Source organism: Undibacterium sp. TC4M20W, from assembly GCF_049340245.1.
Lineage (GTDB): Bacteria > Pseudomonadota > Gammaproteobacteria > Burkholderiales > Burkholderiaceae_D > Undibacterium.
On record NZ_JBMPPI010000022.1, the window covers coordinates 1 to 20896 of the forward strand.

22 protein-coding genes are annotated in these 20896 nt (G+C 51.4%); 15 read left to right on the forward strand and 7 right to left on the reverse strand.

Annotated elements, in window-relative coordinates; genetic code table 11:
- Positions 1 to 473, forward strand: a 473-nt coding sequence (locus ACO0LL_RS21690) for a transposase (protein ID WP_422952897.1), incomplete at its 5' end; no start/stop codon positions are given.
- A 67-nt stretch (positions 474 to 540) separates the two neighbouring features.
- On the opposite strand, the gene ACO0LL_RS21695 is transcribed toward ACO0LL_RS21690, so the two are convergent.
- From ACO0LL_RS21695 to ACO0LL_RS21705, 3 genes are all read right to left on the reverse strand, one after another.
- Positions 541 to 1290 carry a hypothetical protein gene (locus ACO0LL_RS21695; RefSeq protein WP_422952898.1) on the reverse strand — a complete coding sequence of 250 codons (750 nt, stop codon included), beginning with the start codon at positions 1288 to 1290 and terminating at the stop codon, positions 541 to 543.
- Positions 1291 to 1628: 338 nt separating this feature from the next.
- On the reverse strand, positions 1629 to 2267 hold the full coding sequence (locus ACO0LL_RS21700) for a hypothetical protein (protein WP_422952899.1): 639 nt from the start codon (positions 2265 to 2267) through the stop codon (positions 1629 to 1631).
- Positions 2268 to 2814: 547 nt separating this feature from the next.
- The gene (locus ACO0LL_RS21705) at positions 2815 to 3480 is read right to left on the reverse strand and encodes a TetR/AcrR family transcriptional regulator (RefSeq protein ID WP_422952900.1); all 666 of its coding nucleotides are present in this window, start codon (positions 3478 to 3480) and stop codon (positions 2815 to 2817) included.
- Between the two features lie 60 nt (positions 3481 to 3540).
- On the opposite strand from ACO0LL_RS21705, the gene ACO0LL_RS21710 reads away from it, so the two are divergent.
- Together ACO0LL_RS21710 and ACO0LL_RS21715 are read left to right on the forward strand one after the other, a co-directional pair.
- Positions 3541 to 4344 carry an inositol monophosphatase family protein gene (locus ACO0LL_RS21710; protein WP_422952901.1) on the forward strand — a complete coding sequence of 268 codons (804 nt, stop codon included), beginning with the start codon at positions 3541 to 3543 and terminating at the stop codon, positions 4342 to 4344.
- A gap of 33 nt (positions 4345 to 4377) precedes the next feature.
- Positions 4378 to 5085, forward strand: coding sequence for an NAD(P)H-binding protein (locus tag ACO0LL_RS21715; protein WP_422952903.1), 708 nt, complete (start codon positions 4378 to 4380; stop codon positions 5083 to 5085).
- On the opposite strand, the gene ACO0LL_RS21720 is transcribed toward ACO0LL_RS21715, so the two are convergent.
- Entirely contained in the window at positions 5077 to 6009 is a 933-nt protein-coding gene (locus ACO0LL_RS21720; RefSeq protein WP_422952904.1) for a LysR substrate-binding domain-containing protein, read from the reverse strand. The genes ACO0LL_RS21715 and ACO0LL_RS21720 overlap by 9 nt on opposite strands.
- 206 nt (positions 6010 to 6215) lie before the next feature.
- Here ACO0LL_RS21720 and ACO0LL_RS21725 point away from each other — a divergent pair, with 206 nt between their 5' ends.
- The 5 genes from ACO0LL_RS21725 to ACO0LL_RS21745 all read left to right on the forward strand — a co-directional run bounded on the left by ACO0LL_RS21725 (position 6216) and on the right by ACO0LL_RS21745 (position 11542).
- The gene (locus tag ACO0LL_RS21725; protein ID WP_422952905.1) at positions 6216 to 7358 is read left to right on the forward strand and encodes an epoxide hydrolase family protein; all 1143 of its coding nucleotides are present in this window, start codon (positions 6216 to 6218) and stop codon (positions 7356 to 7358) included.
- A gap of 121 nt (positions 7359 to 7479) precedes the next feature.
- A complete protein-coding gene (locus tag ACO0LL_RS21730) occupies positions 7480 to 9417 on the forward strand; it encodes a peptidase M61 (RefSeq protein WP_422952906.1) in 1938 nt (645 codons plus the stop codon).
- Between the two features lie 229 nt (positions 9418 to 9646).
- Positions 9647 to 9781, forward strand: coding sequence for a hypothetical protein (locus ACO0LL_RS21735; protein WP_422952907.1), 135 nt, complete (start codon positions 9647 to 9649; stop codon positions 9779 to 9781).
- Between the two features lie 113 nt (positions 9782 to 9894).
- On the forward strand, positions 9895 to 10458 hold the full coding sequence (locus ACO0LL_RS21740; protein WP_422952908.1) for a TetR/AcrR family transcriptional regulator: 564 nt from the start codon (positions 9895 to 9897) through the stop codon (positions 10456 to 10458).
- Positions 10459 to 10513: 55 nt separating this feature from the next.
- Positions 10514 to 11542 carry an NAD-dependent epimerase/dehydratase family protein gene (locus tag ACO0LL_RS21745; RefSeq protein WP_422952909.1) on the forward strand — a complete coding sequence of 343 codons (1029 nt, stop codon included), beginning with the start codon at positions 10514 to 10516 and terminating at the stop codon, positions 11540 to 11542.
- Between the two features lie 43 nt (positions 11543 to 11585).
- Here ACO0LL_RS21745 and ACO0LL_RS21750 read toward each other — a convergent pair whose 3' ends face one another.
- Positions 11586 to 12452: a LysR family transcriptional regulator gene (locus ACO0LL_RS21750; protein ID WP_422952910.1), complete on the reverse strand. Its 867-nt coding sequence runs from the start codon at positions 12450 to 12452 to the stop codon at positions 11586 to 11588.
- A gap of 113 nt (positions 12453 to 12565) precedes the next feature.
- On the opposite strand from ACO0LL_RS21750, the gene ACO0LL_RS21755 reads away from it, so the two are divergent.
- A complete protein-coding gene (locus ACO0LL_RS21755) occupies positions 12566 to 13105 on the forward strand; it encodes a hypothetical protein (RefSeq protein WP_422952911.1) in 540 nt (179 codons plus the stop codon).
- 231 nt (positions 13106 to 13336) lie between these two features.
- Here the strand turns inward: ACO0LL_RS21755 and ACO0LL_RS21760 are convergent, their stop codons facing one another.
- Positions 13337 to 13720: a winged helix-turn-helix transcriptional regulator gene (locus tag ACO0LL_RS21760; RefSeq protein ID WP_422952912.1), complete on the reverse strand. Its 384-nt coding sequence runs from the start codon at positions 13718 to 13720 to the stop codon at positions 13337 to 13339.
- Positions 13721 to 14204: 484 nt separating this feature from the next.
- On the opposite strand from ACO0LL_RS21760, the gene ACO0LL_RS21765 reads away from it, so the two are divergent.
- The 5 genes from ACO0LL_RS21765 to ACO0LL_RS21785 all read left to right on the forward strand — a co-directional run bounded on the left by ACO0LL_RS21765 (position 14205) and on the right by ACO0LL_RS21785 (position 20001).
- Entirely contained in the window at positions 14205 to 16097 is a 1893-nt protein-coding gene (locus ACO0LL_RS21765) for a DUF1800 family protein (protein ID WP_422952913.1), read from the forward strand.
- Positions 16098 to 16108: 11 nt separating this feature from the next.
- Positions 16109 to 17524: a DUF1501 domain-containing protein gene (locus ACO0LL_RS21770; RefSeq protein ID WP_422952914.1), complete on the forward strand. Its 1416-nt coding sequence runs from the start codon at positions 16109 to 16111 to the stop codon at positions 17522 to 17524.
- A 167-nt stretch (positions 17525 to 17691) separates the two neighbouring features.
- On the forward strand, positions 17692 to 17979 hold the full coding sequence (locus ACO0LL_RS21775) for a hypothetical protein (protein ID WP_422952915.1): 288 nt from the start codon (positions 17692 to 17694) through the stop codon (positions 17977 to 17979).
- A 164-nt stretch (positions 17980 to 18143) separates the two neighbouring features.
- Positions 18144 to 19022: a hypothetical protein gene (locus ACO0LL_RS21780; RefSeq protein ID WP_422952916.1), complete on the forward strand. Its 879-nt coding sequence runs from the start codon at positions 18144 to 18146 to the stop codon at positions 19020 to 19022.
- 73 nt (positions 19023 to 19095) lie between these two features.
- Positions 19096 to 20001, forward strand: a complete 906-nt coding sequence (locus tag ACO0LL_RS21785) for an N-acyl homoserine lactonase family protein (protein ID WP_422952917.1) — start codon at positions 19096 to 19098, stop codon at positions 19999 to 20001.
- A 38-nt stretch (positions 20002 to 20039) separates the two neighbouring features.
- Here ACO0LL_RS21785 and ACO0LL_RS21790 read toward each other — a convergent pair whose 3' ends face one another.
- Positions 20040 to 20396 (reverse strand): LysR substrate-binding domain-containing protein, encoded by a 357-nt coding sequence (locus ACO0LL_RS21790; RefSeq protein WP_422952918.1) that lies wholly within the window; start codon positions 20394 to 20396, stop codon positions 20040 to 20042.
- Positions 20397 to 20431: 35 nt separating this feature from the next.
- On the opposite strand from ACO0LL_RS21790, the gene ACO0LL_RS21795 reads away from it, so the two are divergent.
- Positions 20432 to 20833, forward strand: coding sequence for a YceI family protein (locus ACO0LL_RS21795; RefSeq protein WP_422952994.1), 402 nt, complete (start codon positions 20432 to 20434; stop codon positions 20831 to 20833).
- Positions 20834 to 20896: the final 63 nt, after the last annotated feature.

The following is a 20896-nucleotide window of genomic DNA, read 5'->3' on the forward strand; positions in this document are numbered from 1 at the left end:
TTGAGTGGCTGGAGAAAGAAATCAAGTCACTGAACCGGTCGATCAACAATCATATGAATAATGATCCAGATTTAAAAGATAAGCAAAAATTATTAGACAGTGTTCCTGGGCTCGGCGAGCGCACGATCGCTGTACTGCTTTCGTATTATGCAGACGCTGAACGTTTTTCTTCTGTAAAGAAGGCTGTTGCCTTTGCAGGTCTTGACCCAGAGCAGCATGAGTCCGGCAGCAGTATTTGTCGCAAAGCAAAAATGTCAAAGGTTGGGCATACGTTTATTCGCAAAGCACTCTATATGCCCGCCATGGTAACTCTGCATCGAACCACCTGGGGTAAGGTCTTCCGACAACGATTAGCCGCAGCCGGGAAACCTGCCAAGCTCATTATTGGCGCTATGATGAGAAAGTTGATACATGTCGCTTTGGGGGTGTTGAAGTCCGGAAAGCCATTCGATGCTAGCTTGCATTTAGCTTGACTGGAATAACAGTATCTACGCGGCGTTACAAAATTTTCGGCCATGCTTTAAAAAAATGTGCAGTCCTTCAAAAATATTTTTGCAAATCCGCAATCTTCAATCTCGTTGCCATTTTTTTCCGGTCTGTCTTCAATTCTGCCAGCGCTGATTTCAGTTCGCTTTCTGTCGGCCGCAAGGGTTTCAAGTTGGGGCCGAGGACGGGGATGATGCGGCGTTTGACATAGCGGCCGCCTGCTGTGAGCACTTGCCAGCCGATCACCAGCAAGGCGATGATAGCGCAGGCAAGGAAGATGATAGCTTCATCAAAGGGCAGGATTTTTGTTAACAATACAGGGACGATGGTAACGAGAAAAAACGAACCCAGTAGTGCCAGGCTGATGCCCATGTCTAAGTGGGTCTGCCCCAAGCGCAATTCTACCAGAGGCGACAAGAGATGGAAGGGTGTCCTGATCATGATGGCGCGCTCTTGCGGCGTCAGCAGGGCTGGGGTTTTCATGACTTTTTCTTCGAGGTCCAGCCTGTCTTTATACACTTCCGGCAAGCTTGGGAAAGTCGTCTTCATCAGCTCAGCCAGCGACTGTTTTTTCTTGGACAGTGTCAGATACCCATCAGGATTGGCATTGAGCAGCGTTTTGCATTGCTGGCATTCGCGATCATGGCTGACCAGTTCCCCGTCGCCTGAGGTAATGTAATACACGTGGCTGGCCAGGCCAACGCGGATGAGCTTGAATACCTGCGGCCCGCGGCAAATAGGGCAAAAATCGGCAGCATAGCCAATATTTTTGCGTACATGTGTTTTCCCCCAGATGATGAGCACGGCTTCCCCTTCTTTGTTTTATTTTGTCTTGTTTGATATCAGCATCATGCTTGCATAATGTGTGCTGGCATTATATCCACGATTTATTATCCGCCAGTCAAAAATCATTGCAAAAACACAAAATAATAAGAGTCTTACATTCATATATTTCAGTGATGTGAAATATACGAATGTAAGACCCTATAACAACTTATTGATTGGACATAGAGATGCTATCGAATTATTTCGGCATTGAACTGCATGCTTGCGATCTTTTCATTTCTTGGGGACACGGTTTTGTACGATTACGCTTTGCTAATCGTACCTACGGGGGCTTCTGCACCTTGCGAATTTCCTCACTATTTCTGCTCAACAAAGTCGAGTGATATTTCGCTCAGATAAGGCTGTGCCTGGATTACTGCAGGCAGGCTAGATTTGATTTTTTGTTCGCCAAGTATGGCCTTGGGTGCATTTTTATCAGTACGTAGCTGAAAGCGGAAATGCGGGGTGCAGTCGCCAGACGGTTTTGAAAAAACGCCATCATTGAAGCTGGTGACGTGGCCGCCGTAATCCCAGCCAAAGCCGTACAGGGTGAACGGTTTGCCGTTCTGTTTTTCTACTGCCTGGATGGAATCGAGTATCTTCAAGCCTTGATAAGTCCACTGACTTTTTTCGACATTAATATTGACGGAAACAAGGCGGGTCATTGCGTCATCATCAAAGTACACTTCTACCCTGTAGGGCTTCATCAGGTTTTGGGGATAAAGCACCAGTACTTTTTGAGTTGCCCCTTCCGCGCCATCCACTTCCTGCACCGTGGTGTTTCCTGGATAGCGTTTCTTCAGGCTTTGTGCGGTATCGCCTTTCTTTACCGGATTCTGGCAGGAGAGCGCCAGGTCTGCGGGAGCAGCAGGTTTATCGGCTGCATAGGCACAGGGGGAACTGGCAAGCGCGATGGCTGTACATAAGAACACGGCTGGTTTCAATGATGGATTCATGGTGCTTATTTCTCGAAAGTTGATCACACGATGCGGTAGTCTTGCCCTTCATTACGGCTTATCAGGTATTTTCAGTTACGGCAATCTGGCAAGGTAGTAAAGTTCTGCTTAAGCGCCAGCTTGACCATGATTCTTGATACACGAAAGCCAGATGAATGATATGCCTGTTTTGTGTTTATGTGAACCAGACTAAAGTTCAGGTCGCTGGCTGTATATTGCAACGATACCCCAGAAAAGGATTCGACCTGCTGCAACACGTTCAGGCGGGTAAACGAAAAAGCATAAGACCTGAAAGCTCACCACAGAGGCACAGAGACACAGAGAAATACTTGAGGCTGCAAATTTATTTCTGCTTCCGCGATGAGCTTACCCAAGTAGGGTGCGCCGTGCGCACCGCTCGCATTATCAGCAATTTTTTAGAAACAATGACTTCGCGCGCAGTGATATCTGCATGCATCTAAGATGGTGCGCATGGCGCACTCTACCAGAGCAAATCGCCTCAATCTGCTATGGCTTCAGCTTAAGAGACCGCTGTCAGTACGAGCATTCATTCCCCCGCATCCAGATACCCAAACACCGCCCTTCTCACCCGCTTGCGCAAATTGGTGGCACTGGCAGGGGAGTCTGACCCAGCACGCGCGCCTGCTGCATCGACCAGACCCTTGATGATGCCCATTAAATCGGCCATGACTTCTGCATCGTTTGCACCTTCTGGCATATCAGCCTGAGAGAGTATGTCGTGCACGGTTTTGCGCAGGCGGGCGGATTGGCGTTTGAGGTCTGCGGCGACGGGCAGGCGAAGTTCTTCTGCATCGAGTATTTTTGCCAGCGCCGGTCTTTTTAGCTGATGGATGATGGCGACATCGATCAAGTCTTCCAGTGCCTTGCGGCCACCCTGCTGCAGATCTATTTTCTCGGCATCTTCAACCAGTGCGGTGGTTTGTTCCAGTATCAGCGCCCTGCTGATTGCGTCTTTTGAAGGGAAGTACTGATACAGCGAACCTATGCTGACGCCAGCCTTTCTTGCCACGGCATTGGTGGAACAGGCACTGAGGCCTTCAGTTTCGAGAATGTGAGCAGCAGCTTGCAATATGGCTTCTACGGTAGCGACAGAGCGGGCTTGTGTGGGGCTTTTACGAGGGGCCAGCGGGGTGGCGGCCTTCTTGATGGGCTTGGTCATGAATGCGAGTTTCCAATATGAGCGATAACTCATATTATATCTCTACTTTGTTGAACACAACGAACACAATGAACTCAAGGAAGGCAAATAATCATGCAAACACAATATGAAAACGATCAACAGTTATTAAACGCTACCGTCATCGCCGTGCGCCATGCGGCTGACTTGTTGCTCCAGCGTTTCAAGCCAGATGCACGTCCCGCTGACTTGCCGCAACTGCTGACGATGATAGAAGACAATGACACTGCCGTGACGGCGCAATTGCGTGAGTCTTTACTGGCTGTGCGCCCAGGTGCGCAATGGCTGGATGATGAAAAATCCAGCGGCCCCCTGCCTGAGGGTGAATGGTGGGTGGCTGACCCGGCAGAAGGCAATGTCAACCATATCCACGGTACGACTGAATGGGCAGTGACGGCAACACTGGTACGTGACAATGTACCTGTGCTGACAGTAGTCGCTGAGCCGCTGGCAGCAAAGCTGTATACGGCAGTGCGCGGTGGCGGTGCTTATCTGAACGGCCAGCCTCTGCATGTATCACAAAAACCCACCCTGGCAGCGGCCCTGGTCAGCACTGGCCAGGCAACACCGGGTGAAGGCAAGCTGGCTTACAGCAAGATAGGCCAGTCTGTTACGGCCATGCTGGAACATGCGCTGCTGGTGCGCATGGCTGTGCCTGCCACCATGCAACTGGTACAGGTCGCCAGCGGACAACTCGATGCATTCTGGCAGCACGGCAATGTCTTGTCCGGCCTCGTCAGCGGTGCCTTGCTGGTGACAGAAGCCGGTGGTCAGGTAACAGACTGGACAGGCCAGCCCTGGACTTTATCCAGCCCGAATTTTATTGCCAGCGCGCCTGTCATGAATGGCCAGTTGGTAGATATCTTGAAAAACATATAAACAAAATAAATCAATAAAAGAAAAGAGAATAATATGATGAAAGAATACGCAGTAGTCGGTGCCAGCAGCGGCACAGGTTTGGCCATCACCCGTTTGCTGGCCAGTCAGGGTCACACTGTGCGTGCCATTGCACGCAAGCCGCCCGCAGCAACAGAATTTATCAAGCCTGTCGTTGCCGATGTGGGCAAGCCGGAAGCCATTGCCGCAGCACTCGCGGGTGAGCTGGAAGCAGTATTTTTTACGGTAGATATCCACAAAGCATTTGCGTCAAAACAGCTGATACGCTCGGTGATGTTTGATGGCTTCGTGAATGTGCTGAATGGTGTACAGCGTCATGCAAAACCACCACGCATTGTCTTGCTCTCGGTTATGGGGCCAGATCAGTCATCCATGGTGTGGCATATGTTGAACCTGGTTAAACCCGGCATGCAAAAAAATGTGCAAGACAGGGAACAGGCATTGAAGGAGAGTAGCTTGCCGTATGTGATCGTGCGTGCACCTCGGCTCGTTGATGTAAAAACTGATCTTGCAACAAATGCAGAAGCGGCAAAAGCTGCAATCAGGCCAGCAACAGCAGCCATGCTGTCATCCCAGGCTAAACACCGCATAGACATGAAGCGCACAATAGCAAGGCCTGATCTGGCCGCAGCCATGGTCGCCGCCGCAAGCTCAGCACCAGAAAACAGTGTGTGGGATATGTATGCCAACGATGCAGGGCCTGTGCCGGCATGGTTAAGATAAAGACTCAGGCATGATGCCCATGGCGACCATTTGCTTGCGTGACTCCTGCAATTCTTCAAAGAGCCATGCACGCAAATGCAGCAAGGGTGCCCAGTTGCGCAGTGCGGGTGGATAGACGAGATAATAGCGTTGCCGCACATCGTGCCGGGCGATCACTTGCGAGACTTGCACCAGATTGCCATTTACCAGCGCATCCACCGTATATACGCCACGGGCCAGCGCCAGCCCCAGGTCATGCTCTGCGGCCTGCAACATGAGGCCAGTCTCGGCAAAGCTGGCAACCGGCACGACCTTGCCCTTGATGCCTGCTGCATCCAGCCAGCGCTGCCATACCAGCGGGTCGCCCAGCAGGGGTTCGCGGGCGATTTGTTCTGCTGTGTAATCCTTGAGCCTGTGCGCTGCATGAGGTGAGCCGACCACCAGCAGGGGCAAGTCCAGGTCTGACAACATCTCAGCCTCCAGCCCCTGCCAATGGCCGTTACCAAAGCGTATGCCGGCATGCAGGTCTTGCGACTGCAAGTCACGGCTTTGCTGGGTAGCTTCAATACTCAGGCGGATATTCGGGTGACGTTCGCGCCAGTGGCCTATGCGTGGCAACAACCAGCGCTGGGCAAACGAGGGCACAACAGTGAGGCGCAGCACGGTGTCGGCACCGGCGCTTTCTCCAGCCCTGGCGGCCCTGGCACCGGCTTCCAGCCCATCCAGTGCTGCATCTACGCTTTGCAGGAAAATCTTGCCAGCCGCATTCAACAAAACCCGCCTGCCCTGTCTTTCAAACAAGGCAAACCCTAGCTGCTGCTCCAGCGCGCTGATCTGCTGGCTGATGGCGCTGGGTGTCAGGTTCAACAGTGAAGCAGCAGCACGCAAACTCTGCAACTGGGCAGCGGCACGAAAAGCAGGGAGGAATTGCAAAGGAATACGCATTATTGATTAGCTATGCTTACCAATTCATTAAAAATGATTGCTTTTGAGATGCACTTAATTAAATTAATCTTACCAGACCAGAGGACTTTACAGAAAACAGTATGCATCGCCGCCAGTTTTTGCTCGCCACTGCGCTGGGGATAAGTGCTGAACAATCCACAGGCCAGCCAGCACCTCAGTCTGAATATAAACAGCAAGGACCCAAAATGAAAATCACACCATGGCATGCACCATTAGACGCCTCGCAAGCAAATGACCTCATGCAAAGATTAAGCAATGCACGCTGGGCAGATGCCATTGTCGATGACTGGTCATATGGCACGTCCACGCAGCCGCTACGCCATCTGATCGATTTTTGGCAAACGCGGTATGACATCAATGAGGCGATAAGCAGGCTCAATGCGCTGCCACACTACCAGGCTGAGATAGATGGTTTTCATATTCATTTTTTATATTTCAAGGGCAGGAGTAAAACTAAAAAGCCGCAACCGCTGCTGCTGAGCAATGGCTGGCCTTCTAGCTTTGTCGAATACACCCGGCTCGCGCCCATGCTGGCTGATCCTGGCAGCTATGGAGGTAATGATGAAGATGCCTTTGATGTGATCCTCCCTGCCCATCCCGGCTTTGGTTTGTCTGAGCGCCCGTCCATACCCAAGCAGGTGCAGACCATAGACCTGTTTCACCGCCTCATGCATGAGGGGCTGGGTTACAGCACCTATATGGTATCCGGTACAGACGTTGGTGCAGGTGTGGCAACCCGCATGGCACTGAAATATCCGCAGGCCATCAAGGGCATACATCTGTCGGCAGTGGTAGAGCCACCGGGCATAGCCAGTGCCACTGACCTTAGCAAGGCAGAGCTGGCTTATATGGACAGAGTAAAACAATGGAGCGACAAGGAAGGTGCCTACCTGCATTTGCAGGCAACCAGACCGCAAACCCTGGCCTATGCGCTGAATGACTCACCGCTGGGCCTGACGAGCTGGATACTGGAAAAATTCAGGAACTGGAGCGATGCCGGTGACAATCTGTTTGAAGTTTTCCCTGAGCAGATGCTGCTGGATAACCTGCTGCTGTACTGGGCTACGCAAACCATAGGCTCGTCCATGCGGTATTACTATGAGGCGCGTCACTTTCGTCCGGCCTTGCAGTTGAGCGACAGGGTCAGCGTGCCGACGGCGGTATGCATGTGGCCGAAGGAGCTAGTAGTCGCCCCCAGAGAATGGGCAGCGCGTTTTTATAATCTTGTCCAATACACCAGCCCAGCTCGAGGAGGGCATTTCCCGGCATGGGAGCAAACGCAGGCTTATGCTGAAGACTTGCGGCAATTCAGCCGTGCCTTGAGTTAAGCATGTTAGCAAGCGTGTTTGTGATGGAACTTTATGCCTTAAAAATGGCCTGACACTCTGAAGACTTAAGTGCACAACATTAGGTGCAAACTTATCGAGAATTTTTGTTAACAGATTGCCCATGACTAAAATACTGCCCGCCCTCATCCTGACTTTTTCGCAGATCGCTGTTACAGAACTGGTGCATGCTGACACAGGCCCTAAAGCAGCAATGCCTGCGCCACAGATAGAAGCGCCGCGTGACCGGATATTTCATGGTGTCATGAAACTGGATGTGGATGCCTCGGATACGGTGCACAAGATCATCCGTGTGCGGCAAAGCATACCCGTGCAAAAAAGTGGCCACATGGTCTTGCTGTATCCTGAATGGGAGACCACCAGCCATGCAGCTACGCAAACGGTCGCAGACCTGGCAGGTTTGAGCATCATGGCAGGTGATACAAAGCTGGAATGGCAACGTGATGCGGTGAACCCGTATGCTTTTCATATCACCGTGCCAAAAACTGCGCGTGAACTGAAGCTGGATTTCCAGATACTGCCAGCCAGCCGTGGTTTGTCGCCAGACATATTGAAATTGCAATGGTCAAAGCTGGCGCTGTATCCGGCGGGCTGGTATCTGCGCAATATTGCCAGCACCGCCTCCCTCACCCTGCCTGAGAATTTTCAATTCGCCACTTCGCTGGATAGCGATGCAGTCAAGGGCAAGCAGATCAGCTTCAAACAAAGCAGTGTTGACAAACTCATGGATGCGCCTGTCTATGCAGGGCGGTATTTCAAACGGGTAGAACTCACGCCTGCGGGTGCGGCTGTGCCGGTACGTTTGAATATGTTGGGCGACTCTGAGGCTGCGATTGCCATCACGCCAGAATTTTTGGCCAGGTATCAGGCCATGGTGGCGGTTGTTCCTAAACTGTTTAAGGGTCAGCCTTATCCGCATTTTGATTTTCTGGTGACGTTGTCGGATACGATATTTTCTGGCGGTGGTGCCGAGCATTCAGAATCGACAGAGATTAATCTGCCCGCTGATTTTTTCGCGAATGCCGATGCACAATTACGCATTGCCAGCCTGCATCCGCATGAATATGCCCATGCCTGGAATGGCCGCTACCGCCAGCCTGCCGATTTATGGACGCCCAACCTCAACCTGCCCATGCGCGGCAGCCTGCTGTGGATGTATGAGGGGCAGACAGAATTCTGGGGCCGCATACTGACTTCGCACCTGGGTTTCATGACGCGCCAGCAAAGTCTGGATGCACTGGCGATGGATGCCGCCTTTGTCAGCGCCCGCGTGGGCAGGCAATGGAAGTCACTGCAAGACAGCACGATAGACCCCATCTATATGGCAGGCGGCAAGGCCGCAGTGCGCTGGCGCGACTGGCAGCGCCGGGAAGATTATTACGTCGAAGGTGTGATGCTGTGGCTGGATGTAGAGATGCTGATGCGCGAACGTTCATCCGGCAAATTTGGCCTGGCTGATTTTGCTGGCAAGTTCTTTGGTGGCGGCAAGGCGAACAGTGCCATCAGCACCTATACCTTTGCGGATATCTGCAAGGGCCTGAACCAACTCGTGCCTTATGACTGGGCCACCTATTTCACCACCCGTCTGCAAGCCCATGATACCAGCCATGCACTGGATGGCCTGACACGCAGCGGCTATCGCCTGATTTACACCGATGAACCCACAGACTATTTCACGAAGATGGAAGTGGATGCAGGCGCGACGGATTTTTCTCATTCGCTGGGCCTGACCGTCAATAGCAAGGGCGTGGTCAACAGCGTGACATGGGAAGGCCCGGCCTTTCGCGCTGGCATCAGCCTGGGTGCGCGCTTGCTGAACGTGGGCAAGGAAGCGTATTCGGATACGGTATTGAAGCAGGCCATCAAGGCGGCAGCGGTATCGAAGGAGGCGATAGCGCTGACTTTCATGGCGGATGGTAAAACGCGTACTGTTGCGATCAACTATACCGGCTCGCTGCGCTACCCGCGTCTGGAGCGTATTCCTGGTACGGTAGACAAGCTCGAAGGCTTGTTGAGTTTGCCTGTTTATGTGGGTGGGTGATTGCGGGTGGGCCGGGCCTCATCAAACACGTAGGTTGGGCTACGGTTTACCAGCCCAACACTGGGCCTTTGATAAACGAATACGTAATTTATAAGCCGAGTGTTGGGCTGATGAGACGTAGCCCAACCTACGAAACTGAACGTGGTTAAGGAAGCGTTTTCGGATATTGTATTGAAACAGGCGACCAAGGCTGCTGCCGTATCAAAGGAGGCGGATAGAGCTGACTTTTATGGCGGATGGGAAAACGCGTACCGTTGCGATCAACTATACCGGCTCACTGCGCTACCCGCGTCTGGAGCGTATTCCTGGTACGGTGGACAAGCTCGAAGGTTTGTTGAGTTTGCCTGTGTATGTTGGTGTGTGATCAGCGCGCATACCGCTTTAGTTTTGAAATTGCATGTTCGAAAATGGAAAAACATATTATTGACTGACTAAGCACTCTTCTATATTATACAAAAAAATCTCAGGAAAACAGGAATGGCCAGACCAAGAAGTGAGGACAAGCGTAATGCCATCATGGTGGCAGCAACTGGTTTGATTGTCAGCCAGGGACTGAGTGCACCAACATCCATCATCGCCAAAACCGCTGGTGTATCCAATGGTTCCTTGTTCACTTATTTCGAGACCAAAGCAGATTTATTTAATGCACTCTATCTCGAATTGAAGAACGAGATGGCCACTGCTGCAATGAATGGGCTGCCTGCAACCGGGCTGCGCGATCAGGTATTTCATTTATGGACAAACTGGATGGAATGGGCAAGTGTCAACCCTGAAAAGCGACGGGCGCTGGCGCAACTGAGCGTTTCGGAAGAAATCACGCCTGCCAATCGCATCGCAGGGCATCAGGCCATGGCAGGTATCGCTGGCTTGATGGAGCAATGCCGTAGCAGAGGTTCTTTACGCTATGCGCCCATGGGCTTTTTTGTTGGAATCATGAACTCATTGGCAGATGCCACGATGGATTTCATGATCCAGGATCCTGCCAACGCAGCGACGCATAGCCAGACCGGGTTTGAAGCATTGTGGCGCGTGATCAGCTGATTTTTTTTGAATTTTTAATGACTGACTAGTCAAACATTTAAATAAAGGAACGATAATGAAAACTGTTTTAGTGACTGGTGGCAGCGGTTTTATTGCGGGCTGGACCGTTGTTGAATTATTGAAGCGCGGCTACCTTGTGCGCACAACTGTACGTAGCGCCGCCAAAGTAGCGCTTTTACGTACGCAAATATCAGATCAGCTACGGGCACAGCCTGATGGCGATACAAGGCTGACATTTTTCGTTGCGGATCTTAACAACGACGCCGGATGGGATGATGCCGTTGCTGGCTGCGACTATGTAATCCATGTTGCCGCGCCGGTGGGTGTTGATGCACCACGTGATCCAGAAGTGCTGATCGCGCCAACCCGTAATGGCGCTTTGCGCGTGCTCCGTGCCGCCTGCCAGGCAAAGGTTCGGCGCGTAGTGATGACCTCTGCCATTGAAGCTTGCAGGCCAGCGATGAACAGTGCTGATGGCATTTTCGATGAAAGCCTGTGGACTGATACAAGTGATGCCATGCTCGGACCTTACCGTCTCGCCAAAACCCTCGCAGAGCGCGCAGCATGGGATTTCATGTCTGGCCAATCCGGGCCAACAACGCTAACGACCATACTTCCGGCTGCCGTGCTTGGACCGGTTTTCAGTGCGCATTACTCACACTCACTGAATCTGATGCAACGCATGCTGAGCGGCAGCCTGCCCAGATTGCCGCAGCTGGGTTTCTGTGTCGTTGATGTCCGTGACGTAGTTGATCTGCACATCAGCGCCATGCTTGCCCCCGAGGCCGCAGGTGAGCGCTATATCGCCGCCAGCGAATGGATGTGGCTGGCCGAGATTGCCGGGGTCTTGCGGTCAAACCTCGGGAACAGCGCACAGAAAGTACCAACAAAGGCAATGGCAGATTTTTTGTTTCGCACTGTCGCGCTATTTAATCGCCCCATGCAATTTGTCACGCCATTGCTGGGTCGCAAACATGTTTTTACGTCCGACAAGGCAAAGCGCATGCTGGACTGGAATCCGCGCCCTGCGGCTACGACTATCGTCGATTCTGCCCAATGCGCGATTGCACTTGGGGTGGTATGACACATTAATTTCATACGCAAGCATTGCTGGCGCATTGAAAAACTCAGCTATCGTATTGGGTAAATGCGTAGGCGGTGCGTATCGCTTCCGCCAGCGCCATGCTCGCTGCACTGGCCCCATGCGCGGGCATGCGCAGGCTGATGGCAAACTCATCGAGCAATGGCAAGCCAGCCTCTTCGCCGAATATATCCAGCCCCGGCGGCACCGTTGATGGCAGCAAGGCTGTCACGGCCAGGTCTGCCTGCACGGTAGCGCTGATGGCTTCCATGCTGGGGTAATCGACGACATTGCGCCAGTCTATGCTGGCCCTGGCGAGTTCGCGCACTACCGTGGGTTTGAAGACGCAGGTTTCTGACACCAGGCAAATCGGCAATGGCCGTTTTTGCCAGGCACTGCCATCGCGCTTGCCTGCCCAGACTGGTCTTTCCAGTGCCAGCAGCTCTCCTTGAGCAGAGCCAGCAGGTGCTTCAATGATGGCCAGATCCAGCAGGCCGCTGTCAAAGTTTTTCATCAACTCAGTGGATGAACCTGCGAGCAGGGATATCTCTACCTGCGGATAGGCTTTGACAAAGGCAGGCAGGATATTCGGCAGGTGCATGACCATCAGGTCATGCGGCACACCGAGGCGCACTGTGCCTGCTACTTCGGCCAGCATCATTGATGCGAGGATGGCGTCATTCATTTCTACCAGGCTGCGCGCCTTTTGCAGCAAGACCTGTCCTTCCGCTGTCAGGCTGACACCAGACCTGGCCCTGTCCAGCACGCGCTTGCCGATCATGTCTTCCAGCCGCTTGATTTGCTGGCTGACAGCGCCCTGCGTCATGTGCAACCTTTGCGCGGCAAAGCTCATGCTGCGCGTCTCTGCGACGTGCAAAAAGGTCCTGAGCAAGCCTATGTCGAGGTTTTTCATGGGCGGCGATCAATCATTAGGCTTTGTAATACCTTGCATTATGAATATTCGATTTATTAATGGGTCTCAGCTCACTATAGTAGCCGAATGCAGTCTTTTGAAGGAAACCCACCATGAAATTGTTACCCCGCACTGCCCTCACTTTCATCCTGACCATCACTATAGCAAGCACTATGACCATGACCAATCCTGCTACCGCCGCTGTCCCCTCCCCTGTCGATTTTCAATCCCATTACCTCAACAGCGCTGAAGACAAACAGGCCATAGCGCGTTTGCTGAACAGCTATACGACGTCTGTCAGCACGGGTGATGGCAAGACCTTTGCCACGCTGCTACTGGATGAGCAAGTGCCTTTCATGGCGGTGCGTGGCGTCGCAGATATCGCCAATACTGGCGCTAGCATCGATACCCGCCGTTATGCGGATTTTCGCCAGAGTGTATTTTCCAGCGGGCGCAAGCTGGAGCAGGCTTTTTACAATGTCGATATCAAACAGGATGGCGCACTGGCGCAAGTGTCGCTGGATTTTGTGACCAAGGAAGCAGGCACCCAAAAAGGTGGCTTTGGCTGGAAGCTGCTGCACCTGCTGAAGATCAATGGCCACTGGAAAATCGCCAGCGAGTTTTATACCGTGCGGGCATTGCCGTCTGAATGAATAGTTCCTTAGTACTCACCATGTGCCCAATTTCCGAGATATGCATCGAAATCACACAGGCTGAGCCACTCACTCATCACAAGAACCTTGATTGGGTACCTAGGCAAGATGGGGGATTTGTAAGTATTGTGTAACAACAAAACCAATTTGTTTCCAAATATCCCGATTAAGACCCGTCATTTGCTGGACGATCCATTTTTTGTATGCGAGCACAAGCCGTTGGACGGCACTTCAATCTTCCAGTTGCTTGTGCTCTGCGTCAAATTTTTTTTGTGCTGCACGTATCTGCACGCAATGCTTCACAGACCAGATGCGCAGTTCATTGATGATGGCAGCAAGCGATATGCCTAGCGGGGTAATCTCATATTCCACCGTCACTGGCACAGTGGCATATGCGGTTCTCTCTATCAAACCGAAGCGCACGAGCTTCTTTAAAGTTTGTGCCAATACTTTTTGGCTGATGCCTCGCATGTCTCTTTTCAGCTCATTAAATCGTATGGGTGATTTGACTACACGTGCCATGACGAGCACTGACCACTTGTCAGACAACTGGTCCAGAACTTCGATGATGGGGCAATCGGCCAGGAAGGCGTCGCTCAATATTTGTTGCCGCATGGTTACCTCTTGGTGACTTGATTACAACTTGGTGGCTCCTTGAAACAAGGTTGGCAATTATGTACCGTTGCGCCTCAGCAAGTAAATAGCTGAAAGACGCATTGCTTGCATCAAGCTTCATTTGCTGTCTGCGCTCATTAAAGAACAGTGATGCCGTTTGAAAAATTGCCCTACTTAGAGTGAACCGGTCAATTTCAGTTCCGCAGTTTTTTACGCTCTTTTTTATATGTTCGCAAATCTGCTTTTGATCTATTGGTCCACTTACTTTCTGAATTCAAGAAATAGGTGAAATCATTTATCTGATTTTCTGATTGATATGCTTAGACATTAAAACATTAAGGAATGCAAAGATCGTAATGCGTTTTTATTGGCTTGTTCTTCATAGGTGCGTAGAACAAGAAATTATCTGCTGAAGTTTTACCTCATCCGTCTCAATGGCTTTAAAACGAGGAGTTCATAAGTGAAAAAAATATTATCAAGTCGAATGACGATTATCTTTCTGACTTCGCCGCTGCTGGCGTTCTATCTGGCTGGCTGTGGCTCCAGCAGCAGTTCAAACCAGGGAGACAAAGGGGGAAAAGCAGCACCTCCCCCCATCGCAGCGGGAGTGGCAAGCTCATTAGGTGGGGCCGATCTGCAATCTCTGGCAGATGCATCGCGCCTGATGCACCAGGCGACGTTCGGCCCCACGCTGAAAGGTCTGGCAGAAATCCAGCAATCAGGTGCAAGGCAATGGATTATCAATCAGTTTGGAAAGACCCCCACGCAATACACGGTCGGCAATGAATTCATCGATAAAGTATCCGGCGGTTGTGCAGGCGGTAGCAACTTCGATGAACACTTCACGGCAGATCACTGCGGACGCGACAATATGACCAGCGACCCGCTGGTGTGGGAATTCTATCGTCAGGCCATCAATGCAGATGATCAATTGCGTGGCCGGGTCGCGTTAGCACTGTCCGAAATTCTCGTTGGCATGGGTGAAGACTCTGATCACACCTATGGCATGCGCATTCATCAGCAGATTTTCCGCGACCAGGCTTTTGGCAATTACTTTGATATCTTGCGATCATTTTCGCTCAGCCCGGTCACTGGCGACTTCATCAACTCTGTCAATAATGATGGCGTGGACCCAAATCAGAATTATGGCCGTGAATTTTTACAATTGTTCTCCGTCGGCCCCTGCCTGCTGAATCATGATGGCAGCTTGCAGCAAAACAAGTGCAAGCCTACCTATACAGAAGAAATCGCATTGAACTACGCCTATGCGTTTTCTGGCCTGACCTACCCTGCGGGCGGTTACTCGCGCTACACCACCCGCAACCCCAATTCCTGGAACAATTCTTACTATGCAGGGCCTATGGTGCTCATCGATGCCAAGCACGATGATCCCGCGGCCATCTCCAGGGGTGACAAGCGTCTGCTGTTATCTGATGTAACGATACCCGCGTCGCGCAACGCGAAACAGGCCTTTGATGCGGCCCTGCAGGCAGTGCAGGCGCACCCTAACGTCAGCCCCTTCATCAGCAAGCTCCTGATACAGCGCCTGGTGACCAGCAACCCCAAGCCAGCCTATGTAAGCCGTGTGGCAGATGCATTTGATAGCGGCAAATTTGGAGATATAGGAGCAGGTAAGCGAGGTGATATGAAGGCTGTTATCGCCGCCATCTTGCTTGACCCGGAAGCACGCGACAGCGCCAGCGCCGCTGACCCTGCCTTTGGCAAGCTCAAGGAACCTATCGTCTACATGAGCTCCTTATTCCGTGCTCTGGAAGGCTCTGTCACTGATGGTCGCCAGATGGGGCGACATAGTGCAGGTGAAGATCTGGGGCAACTGGTTTTTGATTCGCCAACCGTATTCAATTTCTTTAAACCAGATGCGTCATTGCCAGGCGCCAACCTAAACAAGCTGGTCGGACCAGAGTTTGAAATCAACGGTGCCAACGAGCTTTTTGCACGCGCCAATTTTGATAATTATCTGGTCTTTGACCAGTACAACGAAGGTACAGGCATCTTGCCTGATTGCGATACCGGCCTTAAGCGCTCAAATGGCAAATGTCCTCTCGCTGCAGATGGCCAGCAGCGCTACAACTCTCCATGGGATTTGGGCACCAGGCTGGAATACAAAAGCCTGGTCGCGCAGGCAGCAGACGCAAACAGCCTGGTACGCTGGATGAACGCCGCCTTTGCTGCAGGTGGCTTGCCTGAGGCGGATATCAAAACCATCGTTGATGCCATCAGCAAATGGACGCCAGCCAGCGATACGGCCAATAACGGCAAACTCGTGAAGACCTATAAGAGCGATTATTTAACCGAGCGTGTGAAGCTGGCTCTGTATCTGATCCGCAAGTCTGGGTACTATCAAATTCAACGCTAAGGAGCATCCCTATGAATCGTAGAAATTTTTTAAAGACTGGCGTTGCTTCGACGATAGGCAGCATGGCTACCGGCGTTTCAGTATTTTCATATACCGATGCAAATGCACAGAGTAATGACTACAAGGCGCTTATTTATGTCTATATGGTGGGAGGCAATGATGGTTTCAATTGCTTTGTGCCCATGGATGAGGCAATTTATAAAATATACAACCAGTCCAGAGGAGGTGCCGACGGCGTGGCGTTGCGCCGCAATGCTGGCGATGCAGGTATTGGTGGCGATAATGGGTTGCTGATTCCACTGGATGGGCCAGAACATCTGGGCATGCATCCATCCATGAAACCATTGCAATCCTTCTGGAATGACAAGAGCATGGCCATCATCACGAATGTGGGCCCTTTGGTCAGGCCTGTTACCAAGGCTGAATATGCCGGTCTGGTCAGGGATGGTGACAGCAGCCAGATCCCGAATCAACTGTTTGACCATGGCGGACAACAGAACTGCTGGCACAATGCCATGGGTGACCCCAAGGTACAAAGTGGCTGGGGTGGCCGTGCCTTGCAAAATGCGGGCATAGGCAAATCATACTCATTTGCAGGTGACAAACGCTGGGGCCAGGCACCAAGGGTTGCGCAATTGCGTTTGTCTGGTACTGCGCTCAGTTATGACGACAATGCCATCAAACAATCTGGTGTAACGACGACATCGCGGCTGGACCTCATCAAGATGCTGGTTGGTTCAGCCACAGCTAGCACTTCAGAGTTCGTCAAGGCCTGGGGTGACCAGGAAAAATCTACCATCGATGTCAATGAAACCATCAGCCCATTATTTTCAGGTACGCCTGCAGCTGAAATTGCGGCAGGGTTTGCATCAGCCAGGGACGTAGGCTTTGTAAGGCATCTGCGACGTGCTGCCACCATAATCAGTGCCCGTTCAAAACTGGGCGGTGTACGCGACATTATCTGTGTGGGAACAGGGGATTTTGATACCCATTCCAACCAGTTGCAAAGACATCCCATTTTATTGCGCGATATGTCAGAAGCCCTGGCGGGTTTTACCAGCACCATGCGGCTGATGGGCTTGTCCGACAAGGTCACTGTCATGACGGCGTCTGACTTTGGGCGTTCGTTAAAACCAAACAGTAGCAATGGTACTGACCATGCGTGGGGTAATTGCCAGCTTGTGCTGGGAGGTGCCGTGCGTGGACAAAAATCCTACGGCACCTGGCCCGACTATGCACTCGGTGGCGCTGACGACAAAGGCAGTGGGCCAAATGCAAAAGGCCAGTTCATCCCTACAACATCGGTCAACCAATATGCGGCCACGGTACTGGACTGGTTTTTGCCCAACAGCCAGTTGGGTAGCACGCTGCCTGACCTTGCCAATTTTACGGTAAAAAATCTGGGCTTCATGAAACCGGGGGCCTAAGCTGCAGATGAGCTGCAGATACGTTGCAGATGTCTTGCACATTCAATGATCGTCAAACGGAGGAAAGGAGCGAGCAAGCAATCAGCGGTAAACATAATGACGGCAGTTGATGCTCTTAGCAAGCGGCTGATCCGTCATTGGCATTTAAAAATTTATCAGGAGTACCTATGAAAGTCATTATTAATTGCGCCGTTGTCATCGCGCTCGCCCATGGAATTTTGTTGTCACCGGCGAATGCTGGCCCGGTTCCGCCAGCACCACCAACACGTCCGGTGACAGCAACGCCACCACCGCCACCTGTACGCCCGGCATTGCCAACACCAGGCAATGCCAATGGTACGTCAAGCACCAATAATAACGTTGTTGCAGGAACTCCAGTGACGACGACCAGCAATGGCAATACCACAACGGTCAATTGCAGTTCTGGCAGTAATTGCAGCGTTTCAGGTAAATGAACGAAGCGCTGACTTCATAAAAACTGTGTATACAGTACCTCGCGGATGCACCCGGCATTTCTTTATTACGCAGGATGCATCTGTCTTTATAGACTATCGCATCCCTTGCACTGGATGTAGCAGTAGACACTAAAGCAAAAAAACTCCTTCGGATTTTTTACCACATGCTTGTAAATATAGATATTCACCCCGGCAGCAAAGAAGATGGTAGTCAGATCAATCTCAAGATACCGGTCACTACCCAGATATCAACGACCGATATAAATGTATCCAAACGAGGAAATCCAAAAAATAAGCACTCGTCCACCAGTGACGAAGTTCTAGCATGGCATGTATTGTTAAAGCAAGGTCGTGGCCAGGCTGCACTGGATGTCACGCGTATCTCTGCCATGGAAGAAATGCATGCAAATGGAGAATTTGCTGAGCTGGTACGCAGTCGTCCCTTGCTGATGTTATTGCGGCTGCAACGCTGGGATGAACTTTTTCAAGAACCTGTTGCCCAAGGCAGAAGAGGAATCGCCGCTATCTTGTATTTTTTTGCCAGAGGTGTAGCTTTTGCACGCATGGGTAATCTGGCCTGTGCAACAGATGCGATGAAAAGGCTGGAGCCCATTGCCAGCACCATCGCTGGCTCGCACGCAAAAGATGAACCACTGGACAAGACCATGTGCAACCTGGCATTGGTCACGCGTGAGCAATTGCGTGCAGAAGTGGCGCTGGCAGAGGGCAAGACGGAGGCAGCACTGCGGCACCAAAAGTCAGCAAGCATATTTGCTGAATATCTGGAGCACGCCCAGCCACCAATCTTGGCAGATAACAGCATGCTGGCACTCGCCAACATGCAGATGCGGGTACAACTATGGCCGGATGCTGAACAGACTTACCACAAATATCTCACTCAACATCCTGCATGCGGCTGGGCACTGCAAGGACTGATCCACGTCGCGACTGCGCAAGGCCGTGAGGCTGAAGTCAAGAAATTGAAACTGGATCTGAGTCGTAGTTGGTCTGAAGCCGATGCGTCGCTGTTAAACCAAGCATAATTTTTGAGAAGTCCATGGCTCTTCAAATTTTAAAAAATTAGGCACTTTCACAAGGTCAACAATGAAGAATCACATGGCAGGTAAATTACAGATATCACTACCTCATCAACTGCACAAGCTTGCAGCCAGTCTGGTCATTATTTGTGGCATGGTATTTGCCAACGCATCGCCTGCTTTGGCAACGACGACTGCAATTGATACTTCCCCAGGAATCGGTGTCAAGTTGTATGCACTGGACTGTGGCCGGGTAGAAATGACAGATATGGACTTTCTCGCTGACGATGGTTCATTGAAGGGCGTCCCCGGAAAATCAGTCGTCCCCTGCTTCGTGATCCGGCACCCGCGCGGTGACCTGATGTGGGACACAGGTTTGCCAGACAGCACCAGAGACAAGACACCGGCCCCGGGAGCAGCATTTCGCTTTACACTAAAGCAGACGCTGTCACAACAACTTGCCCTGATAGGCTTGAGCCCGGCAGGGTTCAAGTACGTATCCTTTTCACATCTGCACTTTGACCATGCGGGCAATGGCAATTTGTTTGCAGGTTCCACATGGATAGTCGACAAGAATGAATTAAAGAATGCTTTTTCCGCCACCGCAAAACAACGTGGTGAGAGCGTGCACTATGACAAACTCAAATCCACCAGGAAAATTATCATGCCTGCCCAGCGCCCCTTTGACGTATTTGGCGATGGCACGGTGACGATACATCACGCACCTGGACACACGGCAGGACATACCATCCTGCTAATAAAAACTGCGGCCAGTGGCGCCGTTCTGCTGACGGGTGACTTGTGGATCGTCAAGGAATCACAAGAACGCAGATTGATCCCCATCTATAACTTCAGCAAAACACAGACTTTGCAATCCATGGATTATGCAGAAGCCCTGGCCAGCAAGAACAAGGCGCGCATCATCAGACAGCATGTGATCGAAGATTTTGACAAACTGCCGGTGTTTCCTGCTGCGCTGGAATAACCCAAGATCAGGAATAGCGAAACATCTTGTAAAGCCAGTCAAAAGAAACCCGCTTTAGACGTCTTCAGGAAATCGTTAAAAATCTCTACCGTCCAATCTACAAAAGCACGGGTCTTTCGGGCCATATTTTTATTGGAGCTAAAGGCAATATGCACTGGCAATGCCTCACTGCTCCAATGCGGTAAGACAGGCACCAATGCACCGCTCAGCAAATGTTCACGTGCCAGGAATTCATACGTAGACAATATGCCCAAGCCTGTCAGGGCTGCAAGCAAGGCTGCATTCGAGTCGTTTACCCATAGCAGCTGCTTGCCGTCAAGGAGCAAGGTTTCATCAACCAGCGTTAACGGGTATTCTATCTCCTTATTACGAAATTGGTCATCTTGGCTATTCAATAGAACGCGGTACTTTCAATAAAGTCACAGGTGACATTACTATAGACCAGGAAAAGAAGACAGGATCTGTCGACATCACGATAGAGACCAGCAGTCTTAACTCAAACTGGGCGGAGCGCGATACCGAATTGAAAGGCAAGAACTTTTTCAACGTTGAACAATTCCCGAGCATGACTTTCAAATCCAGCAGCGTAAAATATATTGGAACAGCGATCACTACTGTCGAAGGCAAGTTGACACTATTGGGAGTGAGCAGGCCTGTCACTTTGACGGTAAGTCAGTTCAAATGCGCCCCTCATCCGCTGCTGAAGAAATTCTGGTGTGGTGCTGAAGCATCGGCTACCATCAAGCGCAGTGAATTTGGCATGACCGCTTACCTGCCGGTCTTACCTGATGAAGTGAATCTGGTGATCCCGATTGAAGCCGGGCAGATGTGATCTTGATCCGCATCCATTTTTGCCAAGTCCGCTCTGAGCAATCATGGAATGGAAAAGGTGGAT